25 protein-coding genes are annotated in these 20,639 nt (G+C 34.3%); 9 read left to right on the top strand and 16 right to left on the bottom strand.

Going from position 1 to position 20,639, the window contains the following annotated elements:
- The first annotated feature begins 405 nt into the window (after positions 1 to 405).
- On the top strand, positions 406 to 1,755 hold the full coding sequence (locus ACFSTA_RS15955) for a glucose-6-phosphate isomerase (RefSeq protein WP_377557800.1): 1,350 nt from the start codon (positions 406 to 408) through the stop codon (positions 1,753 to 1,755).
- 41 nt (positions 1,756 to 1,796) lie between these two features.
- Here ACFSTA_RS15955 and ACFSTA_RS15950 read toward each other — a convergent pair whose 3' ends face one another.
- Together ACFSTA_RS15950 and ACFSTA_RS15945 are read right to left on the bottom strand one after the other, a co-directional pair.
- A complete protein-coding gene (locus ACFSTA_RS15950; protein ID WP_377557799.1) occupies positions 1,797 to 3,482 on the bottom strand; it encodes a hypothetical protein in 1,686 nt (561 codons plus the stop codon).
- Complete coding sequence (locus tag ACFSTA_RS15945) at positions 3,475 to 4,026, bottom strand: RNA polymerase sigma factor (protein ID WP_377557797.1); 552 nt, start codon at positions 4,024 to 4,026, stop codon at positions 3,475 to 3,477. The genes ACFSTA_RS15950 and ACFSTA_RS15945 overlap by 8 nt, the downstream gene beginning before the upstream one ends.
- Before the next feature lie 260 nt (positions 4,027 to 4,286).
- On the opposite strand from ACFSTA_RS15945, the gene ACFSTA_RS15940 reads away from it, so the two are divergent.
- Positions 4,287 to 5,456 carry a MalY/PatB family protein gene (locus ACFSTA_RS15940; RefSeq protein ID WP_377557796.1) on the top strand — a complete coding sequence of 390 codons (1,170 nt, stop codon included), beginning with the start codon at positions 4,287 to 4,289 and terminating at the stop codon, positions 5,454 to 5,456.
- Positions 5,457 to 5,643: 187 nt separating this feature from the next.
- On the opposite strand, the gene ACFSTA_RS15935 is transcribed toward ACFSTA_RS15940, so the two are convergent.
- Together ACFSTA_RS15935 and ACFSTA_RS15930 are read right to left on the bottom strand one after the other, a co-directional pair.
- On the bottom strand, positions 5,644 to 6,228 hold the full coding sequence (locus ACFSTA_RS15935; RefSeq protein WP_377557795.1) for a superoxide dismutase family protein: 585 nt from the start codon (positions 6,226 to 6,228) through the stop codon (positions 5,644 to 5,646).
- A 114-nt stretch (positions 6,229 to 6,342) separates the two neighbouring features.
- Complete coding sequence (locus ACFSTA_RS15930) at positions 6,343 to 6,522, bottom strand: hypothetical protein (protein ID WP_377557794.1); 180 nt, start codon at positions 6,520 to 6,522, stop codon at positions 6,343 to 6,345.
- A gap of 120 nt (positions 6,523 to 6,642) precedes the next feature.
- Between ACFSTA_RS15930 and ACFSTA_RS15925 the strand changes: the two genes are divergently transcribed.
- Entirely contained in the window at positions 6,643 to 7,038 is a 396-nt protein-coding gene (locus ACFSTA_RS15925) for a kinase-associated lipoprotein B (RefSeq protein ID WP_377557793.1), read from the top strand.
- Positions 7,039 to 7,072: 34 nt separating this feature from the next.
- Here ACFSTA_RS15925 and ACFSTA_RS15920 read toward each other — a convergent pair whose 3' ends face one another.
- Positions 7,073 to 7,336 (bottom strand): phosphocarrier protein HPr, encoded by a 264-nt coding sequence (locus ACFSTA_RS15920; protein ID WP_377557814.1) that lies wholly within the window; start codon positions 7,334 to 7,336, stop codon positions 7,073 to 7,075.
- Positions 7,337 to 7,566: 230 nt separating this feature from the next.
- Between ACFSTA_RS15920 and deoD the strand changes: the two genes are divergently transcribed.
- From deoD to ACFSTA_RS15905, 3 genes are all read left to right on the top strand, one after another.
- Positions 7,567 to 8,274 (top strand): purine-nucleoside phosphorylase, encoded by a 708-nt coding sequence (deoD, locus tag ACFSTA_RS15915; protein ID WP_377557792.1) that lies wholly within the window; start codon positions 7,567 to 7,569, stop codon positions 8,272 to 8,274.
- A 142-nt stretch (positions 8,275 to 8,416) separates the two neighbouring features.
- Positions 8,417 to 9,004, top strand: coding sequence for a biotin transporter BioY (locus ACFSTA_RS15910; RefSeq protein ID WP_377557791.1), 588 nt, complete (start codon positions 8,417 to 8,419; stop codon positions 9,002 to 9,004).
- 132 nt (positions 9,005 to 9,136) lie between these two features.
- Positions 9,137 to 9,610, top strand: a complete 474-nt coding sequence (locus ACFSTA_RS15905; protein ID WP_377557790.1) for a divergent PAP2 family protein — start codon at positions 9,137 to 9,139, stop codon at positions 9,608 to 9,610.
- Positions 9,611 to 9,662: 52 nt separating this feature from the next.
- Here the strand turns inward: ACFSTA_RS15905 and ACFSTA_RS15900 are convergent, their stop codons facing one another.
- From ACFSTA_RS15900 to ACFSTA_RS15890, 3 genes are all read right to left on the bottom strand, one after another.
- Positions 9,663 to 10,358, bottom strand: coding sequence for a 3D domain-containing protein (locus tag ACFSTA_RS15900; protein ID WP_377557788.1), 696 nt, complete (start codon positions 10,356 to 10,358; stop codon positions 9,663 to 9,665).
- A 97-nt stretch (positions 10,359 to 10,455) separates the two neighbouring features.
- The gene (locus tag ACFSTA_RS15895) at positions 10,456 to 10,767 is read right to left on the bottom strand and encodes a YuiB family protein (RefSeq protein WP_377557787.1); all 312 of its coding nucleotides are present in this window, start codon (positions 10,765 to 10,767) and stop codon (positions 10,456 to 10,458) included.
- Positions 10,768 to 10,904: 137 nt separating this feature from the next.
- Positions 10,905 to 12,125 carry an NAD(P)/FAD-dependent oxidoreductase gene (locus ACFSTA_RS15890; RefSeq protein ID WP_377557786.1) on the bottom strand — a complete coding sequence of 407 codons (1,221 nt, stop codon included), beginning with the start codon at positions 12,123 to 12,125 and terminating at the stop codon, positions 10,905 to 10,907.
- Between the two features lie 296 nt (positions 12,126 to 12,421).
- Between ACFSTA_RS15890 and ACFSTA_RS15885 the strand changes: the two genes are divergently transcribed.
- On the top strand, positions 12,422 to 13,405 hold the full coding sequence (locus ACFSTA_RS15885; protein ID WP_377557784.1) for an NAD(P)/FAD-dependent oxidoreductase: 984 nt from the start codon (positions 12,422 to 12,424) through the stop codon (positions 13,403 to 13,405).
- Positions 13,406 to 13,662: 257 nt separating this feature from the next.
- Here ACFSTA_RS15885 and ACFSTA_RS15880 read toward each other — a convergent pair whose 3' ends face one another.
- From ACFSTA_RS15880 to ACFSTA_RS15870, 3 genes are all read right to left on the bottom strand, one after another.
- Positions 13,663 to 14,019 (bottom strand): HesB/IscA family protein, encoded by a 357-nt coding sequence (locus tag ACFSTA_RS15880; protein WP_377557782.1) that lies wholly within the window; start codon positions 14,017 to 14,019, stop codon positions 13,663 to 13,665.
- Positions 14,020 to 14,104: 85 nt separating this feature from the next.
- Positions 14,105 to 14,968: a diaminopimelate epimerase gene (gene dapF / locus ACFSTA_RS15875; protein WP_377557781.1), complete on the bottom strand. Its 864-nt coding sequence runs from the start codon at positions 14,966 to 14,968 to the stop codon at positions 14,105 to 14,107.
- 21 nt (positions 14,969 to 14,989) lie between these two features.
- Positions 14,990 to 15,316 carry a YuzD family protein gene (locus ACFSTA_RS15870; RefSeq protein WP_377557780.1) on the bottom strand — a complete coding sequence of 109 codons (327 nt, stop codon included), beginning with the start codon at positions 15,314 to 15,316 and terminating at the stop codon, positions 14,990 to 14,992.
- 147 nt (positions 15,317 to 15,463) lie between these two features.
- Here ACFSTA_RS15870 and ACFSTA_RS15865 point away from each other — a divergent pair, with 147 nt between their 5' ends.
- Positions 15,464 to 15,712, top strand: a complete 249-nt coding sequence (locus tag ACFSTA_RS15865) for a NifU family protein (protein WP_377557779.1) — start codon at positions 15,464 to 15,466, stop codon at positions 15,710 to 15,712.
- Positions 15,713 to 15,764: 52 nt separating this feature from the next.
- Here the strand turns inward: ACFSTA_RS15865 and ACFSTA_RS15860 are convergent, their stop codons facing one another.
- Complete coding sequence (locus ACFSTA_RS15860; protein ID WP_377557778.1) at positions 15,765 to 16,730, bottom strand: 2-hydroxyacid dehydrogenase; 966 nt, start codon at positions 16,728 to 16,730, stop codon at positions 15,765 to 15,767.
- A gap of 17 nt (positions 16,731 to 16,747) precedes the next feature.
- Positions 16,748 to 17,731, bottom strand: coding sequence for a hypothetical protein (locus ACFSTA_RS15855; protein ID WP_377557777.1), 984 nt, complete (start codon positions 17,729 to 17,731; stop codon positions 16,748 to 16,750).
- A gap of 86 nt (positions 17,732 to 17,817) precedes the next feature.
- Here ACFSTA_RS15855 and ACFSTA_RS15850 point away from each other — a divergent pair, with 86 nt between their 5' ends.
- A complete protein-coding gene (locus tag ACFSTA_RS15850; protein ID WP_377557776.1) occupies positions 17,818 to 18,330 on the top strand; it encodes a phosphatidylglycerophosphatase A family protein in 513 nt (170 codons plus the stop codon).
- A 216-nt stretch (positions 18,331 to 18,546) separates the two neighbouring features.
- Here the strand turns inward: ACFSTA_RS15850 and ACFSTA_RS15845 are convergent, their stop codons facing one another.
- From ACFSTA_RS15845 to ACFSTA_RS15835, 3 genes are all read right to left on the bottom strand, one after another.
- Positions 18,547 to 19,314 (bottom strand): TIGR01457 family HAD-type hydrolase, encoded by a 768-nt coding sequence (locus tag ACFSTA_RS15845; RefSeq protein WP_377557775.1) that lies wholly within the window; start codon positions 19,312 to 19,314, stop codon positions 18,547 to 18,549.
- A 126-nt stretch (positions 19,315 to 19,440) separates the two neighbouring features.
- Positions 19,441 to 20,070, bottom strand: a complete 630-nt coding sequence (locus tag ACFSTA_RS15840; RefSeq protein WP_377557774.1) for a helix-turn-helix transcriptional regulator — start codon at positions 20,068 to 20,070, stop codon at positions 19,441 to 19,443.
- A gap of 11 nt (positions 20,071 to 20,081) precedes the next feature.
- Positions 20,082 to 20,522 carry a DUF86 domain-containing protein gene (locus tag ACFSTA_RS15835; RefSeq protein ID WP_377557772.1) on the bottom strand — a complete coding sequence of 147 codons (441 nt, stop codon included), beginning with the start codon at positions 20,520 to 20,522 and terminating at the stop codon, positions 20,082 to 20,084.
- Between the last annotated feature and the right edge of the window lie 117 nt (positions 20,523 to 20,639).

Raw genomic sequence — 20,639 nt, 5'->3', positions numbered from 1 at the left:
TAACATTTTAATCACCGCTTCAAGTATATTAGTTCTATTATAATCTAAATCAGAAGCTTTTTGGGTATACCTTCGACTTTTTCTGGACTTTTTCAGCAGCCTCGAGGAAAGGCATCGGTGAGACCCCACAGTGCGCCAGCACGAGGAGGCTCACCAGCCGCCCGCGGAAAGCGAAGTGTATTTCTGGAGCGAGGTAAAGGCACCAACCAACATATTAAGTTAATGCGCATTTTACATCAATTGTGCATACGATTCGAAAAGAGCTATTTCTATTAATTTGGATGGTTTGCCTATAATTTGTCAAACTATAAACAGTTTCCTTCTTGATTTCACAACATTACTTCGATAAAGTAATATGGAAAACAAAATTTGTACTTGAGATTTTTCTCATAGAGGAGGACGAACATGACGCATATTCAATTTTCATATGATAATGCACTTCAGTTTTTTGAACAACAGGAAATTGATAATTTAGATGGCTTTGTTCAGGTAGCACATGAAGCTTTACATAACAAAACTGGCCCAGGTAATGATTTCCTTGGCTGGATAGATCTACCGGAAAACTATGATAAGGATGAATATAGTCGTATTAAATCAGCATCTGACAAAATAAAGAAAGACTCCGATGTTTTACTTGTTATTGGAATTGGTGGCTCATACTTAGGTGCAAAAGCCGCGCTGGAGATGTTAAATCATTCATTCCAAAACTTATTAACCAAGGAAAAACGTCAAACACCACAGGTTATTTTCGTTGGACATCATATGAGTTCTACATATATGAATGAGCTATTTGACGTACTGGAAGGAAAAGATGTGTCAATTAACATCATTTCTAAAAGTGGTACAACAACCGAACCAGCGATCGCTTTCCGGATTTTCAAAAAGTATCTAGAAGAGAAGTATGGGAAAGAAGAAGCAAAAAACCGGATTTATGCTACAACCGATAAAGCTAGAGGAGCATTAAAAACGGTTGCTGATGAAGAAGGATATGAAACATTTGTCATTCCTGATGATGTAGGTGGACGATTCTCTGTGTTAACTGCCGTAGGGTTACTTCCTATCGCTGTTAGCGGCGTTGATATGGATAGCATGATGCATGGTGCTAAACAAGCAATGAACGATTTTAGTGAACCCTCGTTAGCCAATAATCCAGCTTACCAATACGCTGTTGTACGTAACGTGCTTTATAATAAAGGGAAAACGGTAGAAATGCTAGTTAACTACGAACCTCATTTACAATATTTCGCAGAATGGTGGAAGCAGTTATTCGGAGAAAGTGAAGGAAAAGACCAAAAAGGGATCTTCCCAGCTTCGGCTAATTTTACAACAGATCTTCATTCTTTAGGACAGTATATCCAAGATGGACGTCGTGACTTATTCGAAACTGTATTACATGTTAATTCTCCAAAGAAAGAAATGACATTAGAAGCGGACGAAGGAAACTCGGATGGACTAAACTACCTAGCAGGTAAAACAATCCACGAAATTAATGACAAAGCATTTCAAGGAACATTACTAGCGCATACGGATGGAAATGTTCCGAACTTAATCATTGAACTACCTGCCCTTGATGCATATACCTTTGGTTACATGGTTTATTTCTTTGAAAAAGCTTGTGCAATAAGTGGATACCTACTTGGCGTAAATCCATTTGATCAACCAGGAGTAGAAGCTTACAAGAAAAACATGTTTGCATTACTTGGCAAACCTGGCTTTGAAAAAGAGAAAGAAGAATTAGAAAAACGATTAAAATAAAGTGCAAAACACCTCATGCCTAGAACATGAGGTGTTTCTCATTAGTCAGTAGATAGATCATAAACTTTCCAAACACCGTCTACTTTTGACATCTGGATACTACCTAATATTTCCTCCCATTGAATGAAAAATAAATTAACCCTATTCTCATCTGTTTTTTCTAAAACGACAAATTCGGAATTTTGAGCTGTATTAATAAAAGAGTTTCTGTTATAAAGTTCTTCCCGAATCGACTCTTTATCCATTTCCGCCCACTTACTATCACTTGCAAATAAAGAATAGTACGTATCGAGATCACCTTTAGAGTGTGCATAAGTAAATAGTGATGTCATCTCAAATGCTGATAAGTCTTGTAACATTTCAGCGTCATGTTCCTCATGATAATCACCATAGATTTGATTTGTCCCTGCATCGATCGGCCAACGATTTATCCAAATAATATCATCAATATTTACATTAGCGAAATTTTCATTCATTAGGATTCTTAACTTCCTCGAAATAGCATGGAATTCATCATTTAGTTCAATATTGGCCATCCACTCGTTCTCTTCGTATTTTTTAACTGCCTGATTAACAAGAGACCAATAGATAGAATCACGATGATTCTCTAAAAAAGATCTATATTCCTGCTCTGCATCAATTGGCTGATCTATTTGCGCACCAAAACTTTGTGTTAAATAGAGATTCAAGTAATATCCTGTTGTGTGAATAATTTCATTCCTAATCATTTCATCTAAATCATCTTTATAAGTGAAATAGATATCTTCTAATTCAAGAAGAGCGGTATCAAATTGATCCCATTCCATTTCGAATGGATCCCCTCCTGAAGTCTCTACAGAAGAAACGACCTTAAAATACCTGACGTATCCTTCTTTTACATTCCAAGAATTTATTTGATTAAAAATATGATCATAATCAATTGTTACTGAAAGTTTACCCGTTTTATCTTGTTCAATGAGATACCCATTTTTCTTCACCGCTTTCAGAAATTGAACCATTTCTTTTGGACCACTATATTGATCAAGATTCTCTTGAAATTCTACTAATTCATCTTGGTTCTCTTCCGTTATTCGATATTCTATAAGTAATTCAGAAAAAGCATTTTGCAATGAATAGTGGAATGATGTTGCTAGGTGAAAATAATATGAAAGTTGTTCCTCAACTTTTCCCGAATTATTATTGATTTGTTCAACTAACATATTAGGTGTAACAAAAATACTATCAATTACTTCCTTTGCTTCATCCAAACTATAATGTTGCATTATTTCATTATCATTTCTAATGTCTGATATATAGGATTGAGCTTGTTGAACTTCATGAAATTGGTCAATATTTTCTATTCCAAGGTTCTTACGGAATTCTTCTTTAGCCTCTTCTAGATAAGCTTCCAATTCGTCAATAAACTTTATTTTCTCTAAATCCTTTACTTTGTTTTCCAATTCCATATTATTTTCATCTTGGTCATCCTCCATTGCTCCTTCTTTCTCATCAGTTGATTCGGATTTATTTGCTAATCGTCCTTCCGAATCCATAAATGTTAAAGTCATTATAATGAATAGAAATAACCCGAAAATAGCAGCTATAGATGGCATCCATCTCTTCCAATTCTTTTTCCCCTTTTCCTCATCAAGTTTTACCATAACAGTATGATTATCAATAAAATCCGGAAGATGCTCATAACCTTCTTTCATTTCGTCTAATAATTCATCTAGTTTTTTCTCATCCATGTAACAACACCTCCTGTACCTCCATTTTTTCATATGCTTTTTTGAGATGCTTTTTTGCTCGATGAATTCTTGTTTTCACTACGGATGTTTTCAGTCTAAGGATCTTGCCAATATCATCGTACGTTTTATCATGAAAGTAAAATAAGATCAAAGGTGATCTATACTTCTGATCCATATCTTGTAAGCATTCGTGGATTATTACATGTTCCTCTTTTTCAAAATAATACCCATAACTATGTTGCATTTTCTGAATTTCTGTAGCTTTATGTAATACCTTTTTATCTTTTTGTTGTTTACGAAAATGATCTCTTGCAGTATTTAAAGTGATACGGTAAATCCATGTCGATAATCTCCCCGAGTTGTACTGGTGAAGTTTGCGATAAACTTTTATAAATGTTTCTTGAACAATATCTGGTATGTATTCAGGACTTACCCCGAATTGAAAAGCAAAACGTTCTACGATGGGTTTATATTTTTCTATAAGTTGCTCGAATGCGTTTTCATCATTTTCTTTTACTAATTGAATTAACTGCCCCTCTTCCACTACTTTCTCCCCCTTTACCTTATCTATTAAACGAATCTTTTACGTGGAAATGTTTCATCAAAATAAAAAAATAAAAAAAACATGTTTAAATATATTGTAACAGGGTAAAACTATTATCGTAAGACTTTCTCGTATTCCCCCTGTAAGCAAGGCGTTTAACGCTTTGCTTTTTTTTTGCTTTTTCACTTGTAAGTTTAATAATATCATTTTATTTATTGCTTCGTTATAATAACCTTAATGAAATATTAGGAGGTTTAGTTATGAAAATATTTAATCAGGTCCATGAACGAAGAAATACCCGTTCAGTAAAATGGGATATGCTTGATGCAGTATTTCAGTCAACAGAGGTACTTCCTATGTGGGTAGCGGACATGGATTTCAGAGCACCTGAAGAAGTAAACGAGGCAATTATAGATCGGGCTAGGCATGGTATATATGGATATACGGTTATTGATAACTCCGTGAAAGATGCAATAACAAACTGGCATGTAAAGCGCCATAGTTGGGAGATAAATAAAGCATGGCTATCATTTAGTCCAGGAGTAGTTACAAGCCTTCTTATGGCTATTCAGACATTTACAAAACCAGAAGATAAGATTTTGATACAAACACCGGTATACACACCTTTTTATAGTGTCATTGAAAAACACGATCGCCATGTGATAAAGAATCCACTGGTACTTAGAAATAATTATTATCATATTGATTTTCATGACTTTGAAGAAAAACTAAAAAGTGGTGTAAAAGCATTTATTTTATGCTCTCCTCATAATCCAGTAGGAAGAGTCTGGACAAAGGAAGAATTAACAGAAATGGCCCAACTGTGTATGAAATATAACGTAATGATCTTTTCGGATGAAATACATGCTGACCTTATCAATCCTGATGAACTTCATATACCGATTGCGTCACTTTCAGATGAAATCGCGGACCGTACGATTACTTGTATGGCTCCATCCAAAACATTTAATCTTGCTGGATTACAAGCATCCTATATTATTACATCTAATAAAACGAATCGAGGATTATTAGATGATAATTTGTCAAAGCAAGGACACCATCTTCTTAATACAATGGCAACGACAGCACTCGAAGCAGCATATAAACATGGGGATAAATGGCTAGATGAATTACGGACCGTATTATATGAACACCGAAATTATGTTACAGAAATGCTTGAAAAACATACTAGCCTTCAAGTAATTCGTTCAGAAGGTACATATTTGGTTTGGATAGATTGCAATTCGTTAGAGATGGATGATAAGGCTTTGAAGAAATTTATGATAGAAAAAGCTAAAGTAGGTCTAAATACCGGTATTGAATATGGGGAAGATGGATCTAAGTTCATGCGTATGAATATTGCTTGTCCAAGAGTGATCTTAGAAGAGGGTGTACAACGAATAATCGATGCTATTACGAATAAGAAGTAAAAAAAGCTTTTTCTATGGAGCTTGCTGACATGTCCGCTACAAGTTTGCTTCTTAATCTTAACCTGCTTTAGCGGATCTATTGCTTTAAAATACAAGTTATTTTGCACAAACGCTCAGAAAAAATTTCTGAGCGTTTGTACAGCTGCTTTTATACTCTTGATTTTCTAATTAATATATGTTGCCTTTCTTATTTCCCTTGATCCTCATTCGTGTCAGTTGGGTCTGTAGGAGATTCCGGTGACTCTGTAGACTCATCCTGTTTACCTGACTTTATTTCTCCACAAAGAACTCGAGCCCCAGAATCACCAGCAGGCTGACTAACACCATCATCCTGCCCCTCAGTAATAACTAACGAAGTGCCTTCTCCAGTTAAGATTGAATTTTTACCATCTGTTAGCGTAGCACCCGCTAACATTAATTCAGCATCGACAAGTCCCCCATCATCTGCTTCTACGTTCGGTAAATCCCCTAAATGAGCTCCGTCTGGGTGCATCAATCCATGTTCATTCCCTTCTGGATCTAAATGATTTCCAGCTGATTGAAAATCTGGTCCTTCACATATCGGAAACTCATGAATATGTGCTCCATGAAAACCGGGAGTTAACCCTTCTAAAGTAAGTTTCACTTCTACACCATCCGGTTGTTCAGTTAGTTCTGCGGTTCCGACCATATCTCCATCAGTATTATACATATCAACCGTTTTAGATGTAATCTCTTCGTTTGGTTGACAGGAAGCTAAAACGAATAATAGCATTAAAAATAAAAAACGCATGTTAATTACTCCTTTACAATCGATCTACAATTAGTATTCCAAAAAAGTAAAGGAGTAAACATAAGGAAAAGCGGGAGTTAACCTTATTCAGTAGGTAAATTCCTGCTTTTTTACTTAATCTTTAAATTCATTATCTAATTGCTTATATTTTTCATCAAAGTCTTTCTCTTCTTTTTTTGATTTCTTAAATAAAAAATACATTGTGAATGCCGCACCAATCATAAATACAACCAATGTAATAATTGCTGGGATATATTCTGATTTATCATCTGGAAAATAAAGAAACTCCATCATGTTAATCACGTCCTTCTGAATTATAGTATAACAAATATCTGATTTCATAAATAGAAAAAGCAAATGTTCGCTAATTTGTAATATATTTGGCAAAATAGAATGGAAAGGTGCGTGAATATATTGGGAAATGTTTCGATCGGTGAGCATGTTCGGGCTAATTATAAATCTGGCGTTTACATAGGAGAAATCGTTGAAGATCGAGGGGAAAGTTATTTAGTTAAGGTACTGGGTGTAGAGAAACACCCTATGCAAGGTGACCTCCATCATCCCAAACAAGTGGATGGGGTATTCTTTCATGAAAGGAAAGCTCTTGCTAAATTTGAAAAAATGAATGTTCTAAAAGGGGCTGTTTTCCCTTATGAGGAAGGGATACCAAATTATAAAGAATCACTCCTGAAAGCAATAGACAGACTAAAAGAACAATTATCCATGAAAGATACAGAATTTAACAAGAAAGCATTAAATACGTTAGAGAACCTCGAACAAAGAGAATATGGAAAAAGTTATTATCAATGAAAAAGTCTAGAGAAAACACTCTCTAGACTTTTTATTATTCACCTAAGTTTTCTTTAATTACTTCTTCTACTCCAGCGATTGCTTCATCTTCATCATTACCGTTTGCAGTAACTTTAATTTCAGCATCTTTAGGAATACCAAGTGACATAACACCCATAATTGATTTTAGGTTTACAGTTTTATCATTATAAGTAAGTTCTACATCTGATTGATATTGACCTGCTTTATTTACTAACAATGTAGCTGGACGAGCATGTACACCAGTATCTGCCGTTATTGTAAATGTTTTTTCTTTCATTTTCATTCATCCTTCCAATCATATTGTTTACTTGTACAAATTGAATATGTACTATTGTATGCAATTTTTCACTAATAAAATCAATTCAACTCGTGAATAATTGAACTAATTGTATTATATACAATTTTGAGCTCTATGAAAACCAATTTGTATGATTTTGAAATCGTTTGTTTTTAAAATTACAATATGCTAATGTTATTTTTGATAGGATTAACTAGGAGGATTAGAAAATGAGTGTACATATTGGAGCAAAACAAGGTGAAATAGCAGATAAAATCTTACTTCCAGGAGACCCTCTACGTGCAAAATATATAGCAGATACATTTTTAGATGATGTCTCCCAATATAATCAGGTTCGTGGCATGTATGGATATACAGGAACTTATAAAGGAGAGCGAGTATCTGTACAAGGTACAGGGATGGGTGTTCCATCTATCTCTATTTATGTGAATGAATTAATTCAAAGTTATGATGTAAAAAAATTAATCCGTGTTGGTACTTGTGGAGCAATTCAAAAGGATGTCAAGGTTCGTGATGTCATTCTTGCTCAAGGATCAACAACAGACTCACAAATAAATCGTATGATTTTCAATGGAATTGATTATGCCCCATTAGCAGATTTTGATTTATTGAAAAAGGCATATGATGTTGGTACAGAAAAAGGTATGAATCTTCGGGTTGGTAATGTCTTTACTAGTGATACATTTTATCGAGACAATGCTAAAGAAGTTAATGAATTACTTGCAAACTATAACGTACTAGCAGTTGAAATGGAAACGACAGCATTATATACTTTAGCAGCAAAATTTGATCGCCAAGCATTATCCATACTAACTGTATCAGATCACATTTTAACTGGTGAAGAAACATCTGCTGATGAGCGACAAACCACTTTTAATGAGATGATGGAGATTGCCTTAGAAGCTGCGATTAAGTAATATTAGCTAACGAACGAAGACAGTTTTTCAAGATTTTATTGAAAAACTGTTTTTTCTTGCAGTTATTGTTAACCTAATAAAAAAATGGTTGACAATTAAAAAAAGCAAAGCTAATATCAAATATAGAGAGGAGAAGATATATATGAATTTGCGTGCTATTGATTTAACTTTTGGTGCCGTTTTTGTTTGCTTAATGGCAATAGGAGCGAATATTACTGTTTGGTTTCCAATGCTCGCCATACCAATCGGAGGAGCGACTGTTCCATTATCTTTGCAAACATTCTTTGCTATTTTAGCTGGATTAATGTTAGGTAAGAAGCTTGGAAGTATTGCGATGGTAACCTATATGCTAGTCGGAGTTGCTGGTGTACCAATTTTTGCTAACTTTTCAGCAGGTCCATTAGCCTTAATTAGTCCGACCGGTGGATTTATTATTTCTTTTATATTTATGGCCTTTTTCGTTGGTTGGATAACAGAAAAAAATACTAAGAACTCGATTTCGCTATATACTTTTGCAGCAATTATTGGTTTATTTATAAATTATGGAATTGGGGTCACATACATGTACCTAGCCATGAATACATGGCTAGAATTAAATATCTCTTATGCTTTAGCTTGGTCAGGTATGATTCCATTTATGATTAAAGATGGTGCATTGGCCTGTTTAGCTGCTGTATTTATGGTAAATCTCGCAAAGCGAATTACATTTAAACGGAAGGTAGCTGCTTAAGCTTCATCACAGATAAGGCTTTTTTTCCATGATTTTGTTCTTCCCTTATGATAAAATGATTGTATTGTCTAATAATAATAATCTTACGCAATGACAATACCGATCATAATGAAGAAAGGAAGCATTTACATCATGGAAATATTTTTAAATTTTCCTTTGTGGGCAGCTTTTTCTGCAATTATCCTTGCTCAAGTAATTAAAATTCCTATTACATTATTAGCTACAAAGGAATTTAAACCAAGCTTAGCATTTAGTACAGGTGGTATGCCTAGTAGCCACTCTGCTGCTGTGACTGCTTTATCTACTAGTATTGGTATTGTTGAAGGCTTTACTTCATCCATGTTCGCTATTGCATGCATTTTTAGTGTCATCATCATGTTTGATGCCTCTGGTGTACGTAGACATGCAGGAGAACAAGCCGTAGTACTTAATATGCTTATAAAAGATTTCCAACATTTTGTGGATGAAGCAAAAGATTGGAATAAAAAAGAAGAGTATCAAAAACGTAAAGAGCTAAAAGAATTATTAGGACATCAACCAATTGAAGTATTCTTTGGCGGACTATTTGGTATATTAATTGCTTTTTTACTTTATCAACTATATTGATAGTAAAATGGACTTCCTGATATGTTATCGGGAAGTCCATTTTTGTAGTTTTTTAACTCTTATTCATCTGCTCTCTAAATACTTGTAATGCTTCATCTTCATTTAATTCTAGTAACGTTTCTTCTGTTAGATTCCCGTCACCCATTTCAATAATGAAGACATCTACTTCTTTTTTACCCCATTCGGCATAAACATCTTCTACTGTTTCATAATATAAGTCAATTTTATTCCCATTGATTGCTCCACCTTTGTCAGCAACAACGCCGAATCCATAATCAGGTATAAACATAATCGTTCCAATAGGATATACAGATAGATCGGCAGCAATCGTAGAATATATGTCACGTTTTACCTTTACACCAGAATACGTGATCCCATATTGTGGATGATCTGGTGTTTTTCCAGTTGATTCCACTCCAGCTGTATAGCCTGTAGCAACAACTGTCGCACTAGGATACTGCTCATAATTGACTGCTTCTTCTAACGTTTTCGGACCTTCAATTTCTTCACTTGAAATATATGTTTTTTTCTCTTTTAGTTGTTTTAGTGATTTTTCCTCTAAAGCTACATTTCTATGTTCCACCTGTTTATAATCTATAGTGGATACAGAATCACCTAAAGAATCTGATTCAAGCATGACTTGTACATCTGCAAAGGTGACATTTGAGATACTTGAAAGTGTCGTCAAAAATGCTGCCAAGAACAAGATCGTCATACTTATCCTTCTCATAATTTTACTGATTTTCAATAATAACACCTCTCTGGATGTCATCATTTCCAATCTAGTAACATTTTATTCATAATTAGGATAAAAACAGTCCATTTAAGTATTAATAATTAAAAAATTAAAACATTTGGTATCCATTTTTACGTAAATACTTAATGACTAATCCAGAAACAATAGTTCCTACAAATCCAGCCAATAGGATGGCAATATCGATGGTAGTTAAATTGCCTACCTTCGTCCATAATGCCTCGAAAGCAACTCCTGGTTCTGTAAAATATTTCGTGGTTGCCATATTATCAATAATTAAAATAATAATTATTGGATATATAAAAGCCATTAGCCAAGTTCGTCTTAATAGCATATTTAAGATAAAGGCTATCCCAAAAAAGATAACAAAAAATAGTAAAATAGAAACGATAAGCTGTATCAATGTATATTCCCCTTTATCAATCGAAGTTATTCATACTAGATACATTCTATAAATAAATGATAAAAAAAGCAAAGACAATTAGCTGTCTTTGCTTTTTATGGTGCAATAAACTGATATACTGTTCAATAATTTGTCAATTAATAAAAGAAATTAAATTTTCCTTTTTTCAGCATCAAACCAACGCCGCCCAATTTAAGAAGGTAACGATTATCACTCATCTTTTTCATGAACGTAGCTTTCCAGCCAAATACTTTGCGGTTGTTCATAATAACACCTACTGCATCATTATGACCAAGAGATGCCAATGTTCCAAGCGAATTAAATTCAAAGCTATCTAATTCTTGATGTCCTTTAACGAGTGCTTTTACATTATGTGCAATGGTATCTGCTTGTTGTAATGCAATTTGAGCAGTTGGAGGATAAGGACGATCTCCTTCTGGATTCCAAATCAACGCACAGTCACCTACTACAAACACATCATCATATTCTGGAGAACGCATATCCTTGCGTACTTCAATTTTACCACGGTTATTCTCAAAGCCAGATTTTTCAACAATAGAGTTAGCACGGACACCAGCTGCCCAAACAGTTGTCATTGTTGGTATTTCTACTTGTTTTCCGTCTTTTTCATAAACAATACCGTCTGTTTTTGCTTCTTTCAGTAATGCACCTGTGATAAATTCAACACCACGAGATTCTAGTGAATTCATTGCATATTCAACTAGCTCTGGATCAAATCCAGGTAATACGGTAGGTGCTCCCTCGACGTTAATAATACGTACTTGGGCTTTATCAATATCATATTCCTCACATAGTTCTGGAATACGGTTTGCTAATTCACCTACAAATTCAATACCTGTAAATCCACCACCACCAACTACAATGTTTAAACGAGCTGGATTTTTTTCTTCTTCATTATGATACATCGCAAAATTATGCTCTAAGTGCTCTCTAATAAGACGTGAGCTATTGATATCACTAATCATGAATGCATTTTCTTCAAGTCCTGGTATACCAAATGTAGCTGGTTCAAAACCAAGACCAATAACTAAAATATCATACGCTAACTCACCATTAGCTAATTTTACTTTCTTTTCTTCTGGTTTGATTTCAACTACTGTGTCTTGTACAAAATTCACTTTGCTCATATTCACGACATCCTTTAGTGGAATACGTGTTTGATCATGATGTATCGTACCAGCTGCTGTTTCATGTAACCATGTTGTTTGATAATGATAGTCGTTCTTGTTAACTAAAGTGATGTTTGCTTCGTTTACTCCTAATGACTTCTGTAATTTAACAGTGGTCATTAATCCCCCATAACCTGCACCTAAAACTACTACGTTCGGATTCTTCACTCTCGATCACTTCCATTTATAGTATTATAAATCTATGATTGCATATTACAAATTTTGTATATGTGATTTCTTTCACGTACATAGGTATAAGAAATGAAAAATTTGTTATGTACCTGTCACAAAATCGTAATACTTTACCCACAGATAATATTAGCTCTTTTACGTATTTTTTTCAACCCATAATAGTTTTTTTTTACTATTCAGATTATCGATTCAAACAATAATTACGCAATTTACTATTATTTATGATACTATGTTAGTGGCATAAGTAGTTCTTGAAATGGGGGTAATATAGTATGTCAGAAAAGGTATTTGATGTAACCATTATTGGAGCTGGACCAGCCGGTTTATTTACAGCTTTTTACGGTGGTATGCGTCAAGCAAGTGTTAAAATCATTGAAAGCTTACCACATACTGGAGGGCAATTAACCGCTCTATATCCAGAGAAATATATATATGATATTGCAGGTTTTCCAAAGGTCCGTGCTCAGGAGTTAGTGGACAACTTAGAGGAGCAAGCAAATTTATTCGATCCTACTATCGTCCTAGGCCAATCGATAGATGAAGTGGAACGACTTGAGGATGGGTCATTTAAGTTAACTTCCAATAAAGAGGTTCATTTCACCAAGACAATTATTATCACTGCAGGTAATGGTGCGTTCCAACCGCGACGATTGAATGTTGGTGATTCTGAAAACTATGAAGGAATTAATATGCATTACTATGTGAAAGACATGAATCAATACAAAGGACAAAAGGTTGTACTCTTAGGTGGTGGTGATTCGGCAGTAGATTGGGCATTAATGCTTGAACCAATAGCCGAAAAAGTAACATTAGTACATCGCCGAGATAAATTCCGTGCCCATGAACATAGTGTTGAACAATTAATGAATTCAAGTGTAGAAGTGTTAACACCATTTGTACCTACTGATATTGTCGCTCATGATAAAATCGAAAAATTATTATTAGAGGAAGTAAAAGGCGATAAAAAAGTCGAATTGGATGTTGATTCGATAATTTGTAACTATGGTTTTGTTTCAACTTTAGGTCCTATCAAAGATTGGGGATTGGAAATTGAAAAGAACAGTATTGTAGTTAATTCGAAAATGGAGACAAATATTCCAGGAATCTATGCTGCAGGAGATATTTGTACATATCCAGGTAAGGTCAAATTAATAGCTACTGGTTTTGGAGAAGGTCCAACAGCAATCAATAATGCGAAACAATATATTGACCCAACTGCACGTGTACAACCCAAACATTCAACAAGCATGTTTTAATCTGAAAGCTTGAATTTTTATCGTGATAAAAATTCAAGCTTTTTTTAAAATAAGCCTGCGAAGTATTCTGCCGAAGCGATTTTGTAGTACTCTATCCAAAAGAGTGTTAGAGAAAAACGTAAAAAAGTACTACGCAGTTTATATCAATTACTCAGAAAGATATTTACTTGAAAAAGCAACAATCTTTTAGAAAATAGCCTTTCGTAAACATATTTCTACTAAAAAAGCTAGAACACTTGTAGTATTCTAGCTTCGTTTTAGCATTTTTCCGGCGTACCTTCATGATCCTTCGCTTTAAATGAAGACCCACAACCGCAAGATACAATAGCATTTGGATTTTCGATACTAAATCCGCCGCCCATCATATTCTGTTTAAAATCGATTGTTGTACCTTCAATAATTGGGATATCCTGTTTAAAAATAACGACAGGAATATCATTTATCTCATCAACCATATCTAATTCTTCGTTAATATCATATTCAAACCCTAATGAATAGGATAATCCACTACAACCGCCACCTTTGATTCCGAAACGCAAGCGTACATTTTCGGATTCTTCTTTCATCATATCTTGAATTTGGTGACGAGCATCATCTGTAATTGTAATTGGCATTTCTGATTACCTCCTTCTTCGAAAATACCTTTTTACATGTTACTACTAGTATACAAAGTGTAGAGCGATGATTCAACTATATGAATTATTCTTTATCATGGAAATAGTACGTTCCTATAGCTGTTATTACTGCTCCACCAGTCATCCATACTTGATTTTCTTGATCCCATTTTATTTTTAGGTCCCCACCTTGTAAATGAACCGTAATGGTTTCATTTCTCGCAACATGATTATTTAGTGTCGCTGCAACTACAGCAGCACATGCTCCTGTTCCACAAGCCTGTGTCACACCAGAACCACGTTCCCATACACGGAAATTTAACTCACGATCAGATACAACTTCTATAAATTCTACGTTAACACCCTCTGGAAACCTGCTATCCTTTTCAATCGAAGGACCTAAATCGTATAATGGAGCTTCCTCAATTTTTTCCACGAAAAATACTGCATGTGGATTTCCCATCGATACAGCTGTTACTTCTAATTGACTGTCATCGATAAGAAAGGGCTCTTTTATTACTTTTTCACTTTCTTCTCCCGCCATTGGGATGGACGAGCGATTAAATATCGGCGAACCCATGTTTATAGTTATATGTTCTGCTTTTCCGTTATGCTCAAAGACTTCAGCTTCTACTAAGCCAGCTTTCGTTTCAATGTTAAATTTCTTCTTGTCTACAATCCCATATTCGTAAGCATATTTAGCTGTACAACGTAACCCGTTGCCACAACTCTTCCCTTCCGAGCCATCTTTGTTAAAAATCCGCATCCCAACCTCCGCTACATCACTTGGGTGTATTATTATGAGGCCGTCTGATCCGATCCCGGTATTCACATTAGAAACACGTTGTGCTAATGTTGGAAGTAATTTTTCATTTATATCAAGCGTAAATAAATCTAAATAAATATAATTATTACCTAGTCCATGCATCTTAATAAAAGGTATTTCCATGTTGATCCCTCATTTTCTATGTTACTTCAATATTATTTCGTGCTTATCCAAAGCTTGATAAATTGTCTTCAACCTTGGAATTCCTTCTGCGACCATATCATCATTTACAAAGACAATTGGATAGAATAAATCTTCTTCCATGATCTGTTCAGCAAATTTCTGATGCTTCTCTACTTCAGGAGGCTCATTAATATCAATATATTCATAACGAATGGACTCATCTAAATACTTTCTGCCTATAGCTGCCTGTAACCATTCATACGTATCCTTCGAACTTGGTGCACCTACACAACTAGCACAAATTTGATTTGCGCCATAAACCGTAATAGTTACATTATCCTTCCCCATTCATAAAACCCCCAATTATAGTATATTTTATTTATAAGACACTTTTATTTTACAAAATCTTTGTATAAAGATAAAATAATAATTGACTAACTCCCCAATTATTGAAAAATTATTGATAGATTTTTTTATCATTTCGCTTTATAATATATGATAGAAAGGAGAAGATGGATAATGCAAGAGCAAGTACAGGAAGTGTTAAATAAGCTACGCCCATTTTTACTACGTGATGGTGGAGATGTGGAATTAGTAGATGTTGATGAAAATGGCATTGTACTTCTTCGTCTCATGGGTGCATGTGGTAATTGCCCAAGTTCTACAATTACGTTAAAAGCTGGTATTGAACGTGCATTAAGAACCGAAGTACCAGGTGTAAAAGAAATCGAACAAGTATTTTAATATTAACCATAAATGAAGCAGACATAACGTATTGTCTGCTTTTTTATTTGTATTAATTTACTGGTGTTTTAGCTCCGGTTCCTCTGAAAAACCCTTCGATATTATCCATACATAATTGGATCATTTCCGTTCTCGTCTCTAAACTAGCTGACCCAATGTGAGGTAAACATACAACATTACTAAGCGCTAAAAATGGATGGTTACTACGAATTGGCTCATTTTCAAATACATCTAGTCCTGCACCTTTTATTTGTTTTGAAAGTAATGCCCTATATAATGCTTCTTCATCCACAACTTGTCCTCGAGAGACATTTATAAATATTGCTGAAGCTTTCATCTGCTCAAATACTTTTTGATTAAAAAGATATTTCGTCTCTGAAGTTAAAGGTACAACGGAAACGACATAATCCGATTTGGAAATCAAGTTTTCGAAATTTGAATAAGAGGCTTGTAATTCTTTTTCAGCATCTGGTTTTCTATTTCGATTATGATACAAAATTTTCATTCCAAAACCCTTTGCGCGCTTTGCAACTGCCTGACCAATTCTACCCATACCAACAATTCCGATAGTTTTACCGTGTATATCTGAACCAGCAAGTAAATAGGGAGACCAGTCTTTCCAGTTATCATCACGAATGTAATTACTTGCCTCTACTATTCTTCGTGCAGTAGCCATTAATAAGGCAAACGTTAAATCAGCTGTTGTCTCGGTTAGTACATTTGGGGTATTCGTAACGATAACCCCTTTCTCTTTAGCAACTTCAACATCAATATTATCATAACCAACGGCCATATTAGCAATTATTTGTAGATTTGGAGCGGATTCTAACAGCTTATGATCGATATTATCCGTGAGCATACAAACAATTCCATTCGCATTTTTAGCCTCTTCCAATAACACTTCTCTCGGAACTGGGGTTTCCTCATGATTCCACATACGAATATCAAAGTTACTTGAAAGCTCTGTCATCGTTTCACCTGGAATTTTACGTGTTATGTAGATTCGTGGCTTTTTCATTCTCCCTTTCACCTCAATTAATTCCTTTTTAACCAGTGTAACACAGGTATCCGTAAAGCTTTATGATCAATTTGTAAGGCATCAAAAATATTAGCCAATTTATACTCATATTTTTCCTGTATTCCTACTAATTCATTTAATTCTACATATTGATCATCAAAATCTTTGTTTAAAAATCCCCTTTCTAAACAATCATATAGATGAACAGGAAAGATTAAACGAGCATAAATTAATTTCCAGCTAAATACAGAAAGTGGCCGTATAGATTGATACTCATGAAGGAAGGCAACAATTTCATCATAACTATTATCGCTGTTCCACAACAATTGATTTCGAATGTATTCTGCTATGTCTCTCGCCGGATGATCATAAACTAAATCATTCATCCAAATAATGGGACTTTGGAGATTGTTAGTATATCGTTGAAATGCTATCGTACCTTGATCATGTAAATGATACCTTGTTTCACTTTCACTTTCTTGCATGTATTGAATAGCATTCTCACTGATCCCAATAATATATGGGAAGATATCCATTACCAAACGATTATATGAATTAATATTACTTTTTGCCTCTTCTTGTATTTTATTTTCAAAAGCCGTTAATTTATTTATCCATAATTGTTTCCAATGTCCATAGCTAGAAATCTCTTGTGGTTCAAAATTATAATTTGACCCCAACTGATGAAATTCTGCTACCCTCTCACCGTGTGTAGTAGCTAATTGGCTTTGTAATCGTTCTACTTTGACAATCATACAGCTTTCATCTTGGAGAGAACGAAACCACTCACCATTTATATTATGAATTGGCAGAGCGATATTGTCATAGCCATTTTCGAATATATAATATGCAAGAGCCGCTTGTTCCATATATATTGTTTCCTTGTTTTTGGAAGGAATGATAAAATAAAGATATTGATCATCCTTATAGCCCTCCATGCCTTTAAAATGAATTCTATCACTTACTTGTATCCCGTATTCCGATCTCAGTATTTCCTTCATAATGCTCTCCTCCTTAGTAAGATGTTTATGTAAAGCTAGACAATATCTTGACCAAATCGATAAATTTTTAAGGATAGGTGATAACGATGGAAGAAGTAACAAAACAAAGTGAACTAGAGAAAAACGCAAGAAAGTGGTTAAATGAACGTGGCGTAACAATAGATGATATTGCTGAACTCGTTTATTATTTACAATCCAAATACCATGATGATTTAAAAATGGAGGATTGCTACAATAATGTGGACCAAGTATTAAAAAAACGTGAGGTTCAAAATGCAATTTTAACAGGTATACAGTTAGATCGACTTGCTGAACAAAAAAAATTGGATGAACCCTTGCAAAAAACAATTGAAATTGATGAAAGTTTATATGGAGTGGATGAAATTATCGCTTTTTCCATCGTAAATGTGTATGGTTCCATAGGTTTTACAAACTACGGTTATATCGACAAACAAAAGCCTGGTATATTAAAAAAATTAAATGATAAATCTACTGGTGAATGCCATACCTTTTTGGACGATATCGTTGGAGCAATTGCAGCAGCTGCATCAAGTAGGCTAGCACATGCAACAGCTGATGATGATTTAATAGATGATTAATATGTAGCAAAGGGTCTAGTAACGCGACAGTATTGGCTGAACCGTTATAGATGCATATCATATAACAAGGTCGTACAGTAACTGTACGACCTTGTTATATATCAATACAAATTGGCTTCCCTTACTCTTAGAAAGAAAAATCTCTCCATCTTGGGTGATCCAATCTTGACCGTTTATATAAAATAAACCTAATATCTTTCATCAGATTTGAACTGCTTATGTAATCTCATATTGAGATAAGTTTTCCACATGGTAAGTCGGTTTAACTTTTAGATTAGGTAAATCTTCATACGGTGTTAAACCAGTGAAAACCATTAGTGTATCAATTCCAGCGTTAATTCCAGCTTGAATATCTGTATAGTAATTATCTCCAACAACTACGGTTTCCTTTTCATCGGTACCTAATACCTTCAATGCTTCTTTCATAATAATGGATTCTGGTTTTCCAATAAAGATGGGATCTTCACCAGTACTGACAGTAACAACCGATGTAAGTGAACCATTGCCTGGAAGTAATCCACTTTCCGTTGGCACTGCTATATCGCTATTTGTTGAAACAAATTTAGCTCCATTTCTAACTGCCAAGCAAGCTCTAGCCAATTTTTCATAAGTTATGTCACGATCCATGCCCATTACAACAAAATCACATTCTTCATCCGTTACTGACAACCCTTCTCTATCCAATGCAGTGTAAAGACCGGTCTCCCCAATCACATAACAACGTGCATTGTTTTTTTGATGTTTGATATATTTGGCAGTAGCCATGCTTGACGTAAAAACATGATCTGGTGTCGAATAAATTCCCATTTGATTTAATTTTTCAGAAACAGCTTCTGGTGTTTTAGATGAATTATTTGTTAAAAATAAATAAGGAATATTCTTTTCACGTAATGTATTTACAAATCCAGGCGCCTCTTCAATTACTTCATTACCACGGTACATTGTTCCATCTAGATCTATTAAATAGCCTTTATATCGTTTCAATGATTAAACCCTCTCTAAAAAAATAAATAAAAACTTTAATCAATGGGATTGTTCCTTTCACCCCATACTAATTATTAGATTACGAATCGGACATTCACGAAAAAAGAGATGAGTATGAACACCTCATCATTCATTTGGTCTTCTAATTATCCACTTACAAAAATTATCACCATTCGTTATACACGAACGTGGAATGACTTCGCTTTCAGCAAATAACTCATCAAATACATGCTTTTCATTATCACAAACTTGCTTGTAACAAGATGCTATATTGGATATGGGACAGTTGTAATTTTTCATTTCATAATGACCTTCAGCTGTTTTCTCAATTTCAACCATATATCCTTTTTCATCTTGTATTTTTGCCACCTCTGCTATACGTTGATCAAAATTATCTGCTTTAATTTCCATTTCAAAATAAGCTTTTTCTCTTTCCATTCTCCTTATTAACAATTGATTTACTGCAGCAGATCCTTGTAACTCCTCTAAATCCTTCAATAATTCCACTGGCAACTTATCATACTGGTTTGGAAAAGTACTATGCCCTTCTACAGTTAATTCATACGTATAGTATGGTCTACCAATTTTCTGCTTAATCGTATTCCTTTTAATCAACCCTTGATTTTCTAGTTCATGAATATGTCGTCTTACGGCAATTTCAGAAATAGTAAAGTATTCCATTATTCCATCAATGGTTAAGTCATGCTCCTTTTTCAAGATATTAAGTAACTTCTGCCTTGTAGGTGCTCTCTTCATGTTAATCACCTTCATTTTTCATTTGAAAAAGCATTTGCTACGCCTAATTCATTTTCTAAATAGGATCTTATATGCCCGCTAAAGTCCTCCAACATCTGTTTATGATCCATGAAGCTTTTTTCTAATTTATAATGTTCAATTTCCGAATAATTCGTAACTATTTTTTTTCGTAACCCAATTATTTCCTTATATCGATTACTTTCTTCCTTAGGTAAAACACGTTCATCTACTAAAATGTCGATAATATCTTCATAACTACCAGGATCACGCATAATAAAACCATCAATCATCATATTACCGACATCGATAATGGACTCAATAAGAACGTGAGCCATCCTTTCTAAGGCTAATTTTCCTACAAAGGATTTGTTTGAGTGATTCGTTACCTCAGCTAAAATTTTTTCCATATATAAAAGAATTTCTTCGATTTTACTTCGATCAACAAAATACATAGTACCCACTCCATTGTGCCAAGATAATTTCTCTTAAATTTTATCATATATTTAATTATGAATGAACAAAACTTGTTATCAAAGCTATTTTTTCATTATTACGACACTACTTTATTA

The sequence above is a fragment of the Ornithinibacillus salinisoli genome (assembly GCF_042684965.1).
Taxonomy (GTDB): domain Bacteria; phylum Bacillota; class Bacilli; order Bacillales; family Amphibacillaceae; genus Ornithinibacillus; species Ornithinibacillus salinisoli.
The sequence above is the reverse complement of the archived record's forward strand: the minus strand, read 5'-3'. Positions and strand labels throughout refer to the sequence as shown.

What these genes read in the sequence shown, in the direction of transcription:
- ACFSTA_RS15955 (WP_377557800.1), top strand. Translation starts at nt 406, where the DNA reads ATGACGCATATTCAATTTTCATATGATAATGCACTTCAGTTTTTTGAA.
- ACFSTA_RS15950 (WP_377557799.1), bottom strand. Translation starts at nt 3,482, where the DNA reads ATGGATGAGAAAAAACTAGATGAATTATTAGACGAAATGAAAGAAGGT.
- ACFSTA_RS15940 (WP_377557796.1), top strand. Translation starts at nt 4,287, where the DNA reads ATGAAAATATTTAATCAGGTCCATGAACGAAGAAATACCCGTTCAGTA.
- ACFSTA_RS15935 (WP_377557795.1), bottom strand. Translation starts at nt 6,228, where the DNA reads ATGCGTTTTTTATTTTTAATGCTATTATTCGTTTTAGCTTCCTGTCAA.
- ACFSTA_RS15930 (WP_377557794.1), bottom strand. Translation starts at nt 6,522, where the DNA reads ATGATGGAGTTTCTTTATTTTCCAGATGATAAATCAGAATATATCCCA.
- ACFSTA_RS15920 (WP_377557814.1), bottom strand. Translation starts at nt 7,336, where the DNA reads ATGAAAGAAAAAACATTTACAATAACGGCAGATACTGGTGTACATGCT.
- deoD (WP_377557792.1), top strand. Translation starts at nt 7,567, where the DNA reads ATGAGTGTACATATTGGAGCAAAACAAGGTGAAATAGCAGATAAAATC.
- ACFSTA_RS15910 (WP_377557791.1), top strand. Translation starts at nt 8,417, where the DNA reads ATGAATTTGCGTGCTATTGATTTAACTTTTGGTGCCGTTTTTGTTTGC.
- ACFSTA_RS15905 (WP_377557790.1), top strand. Translation starts at nt 9,137, where the DNA reads ATGGAAATATTTTTAAATTTTCCTTTGTGGGCAGCTTTTTCTGCAATT.
- ACFSTA_RS15885 (WP_377557784.1), top strand. Translation starts at nt 12,422, where the DNA reads ATGTCAGAAAAGGTATTTGATGTAACCATTATTGGAGCTGGACCAGCC.
- ACFSTA_RS15880 (WP_377557782.1), bottom strand. Translation starts at nt 14,019, where the DNA reads ATGCCAATTACAATTACAGATGATGCTCGTCACCAAATTCAAGATATG.
- dapF (WP_377557781.1), bottom strand. Translation starts at nt 14,968, where the DNA reads ATGGAAATACCTTTTATTAAGATGCATGGACTAGGTAATAATTATATT.
- ACFSTA_RS15870 (WP_377557780.1), bottom strand. Translation starts at nt 15,316, where the DNA reads ATGGGGAAGGATAATGTAACTATTACGGTTTATGGCGCAAATCAAATT.
- ACFSTA_RS15865 (WP_377557779.1), top strand. Translation starts at nt 15,464, where the DNA reads ATGATAGAAAGGAGAAGATGGATAATGCAAGAGCAAGTACAGGAAGTG.
- ACFSTA_RS15860 (WP_377557778.1), bottom strand. Translation starts at nt 16,730, where the DNA reads ATGAAAAAGCCACGAATCTACATAACACGTAAAATTCCAGGTGAAACG.
- ACFSTA_RS15855 (WP_377557777.1), bottom strand. Translation starts at nt 17,731, where the DNA reads ATGAAGGAAATACTGAGATCGGAATACGGGATACAAGTAAGTGATAGA.
- ACFSTA_RS15850 (WP_377557776.1), top strand. Translation starts at nt 17,818, where the DNA reads ATGGAAGAAGTAACAAAACAAAGTGAACTAGAGAAAAACGCAAGAAAG.
- ACFSTA_RS15840 (WP_377557774.1), bottom strand. Translation starts at nt 20,070, where the DNA reads ATGAAGAGAGCACCTACAAGGCAGAAGTTACTTAATATCTTGAAAAAG.
- ACFSTA_RS15835 (WP_377557772.1), bottom strand. Translation starts at nt 20,522, where the DNA reads ATGTATTTTGTTGATCGAAGTAAAATCGAAGAAATTCTTTTATATATG.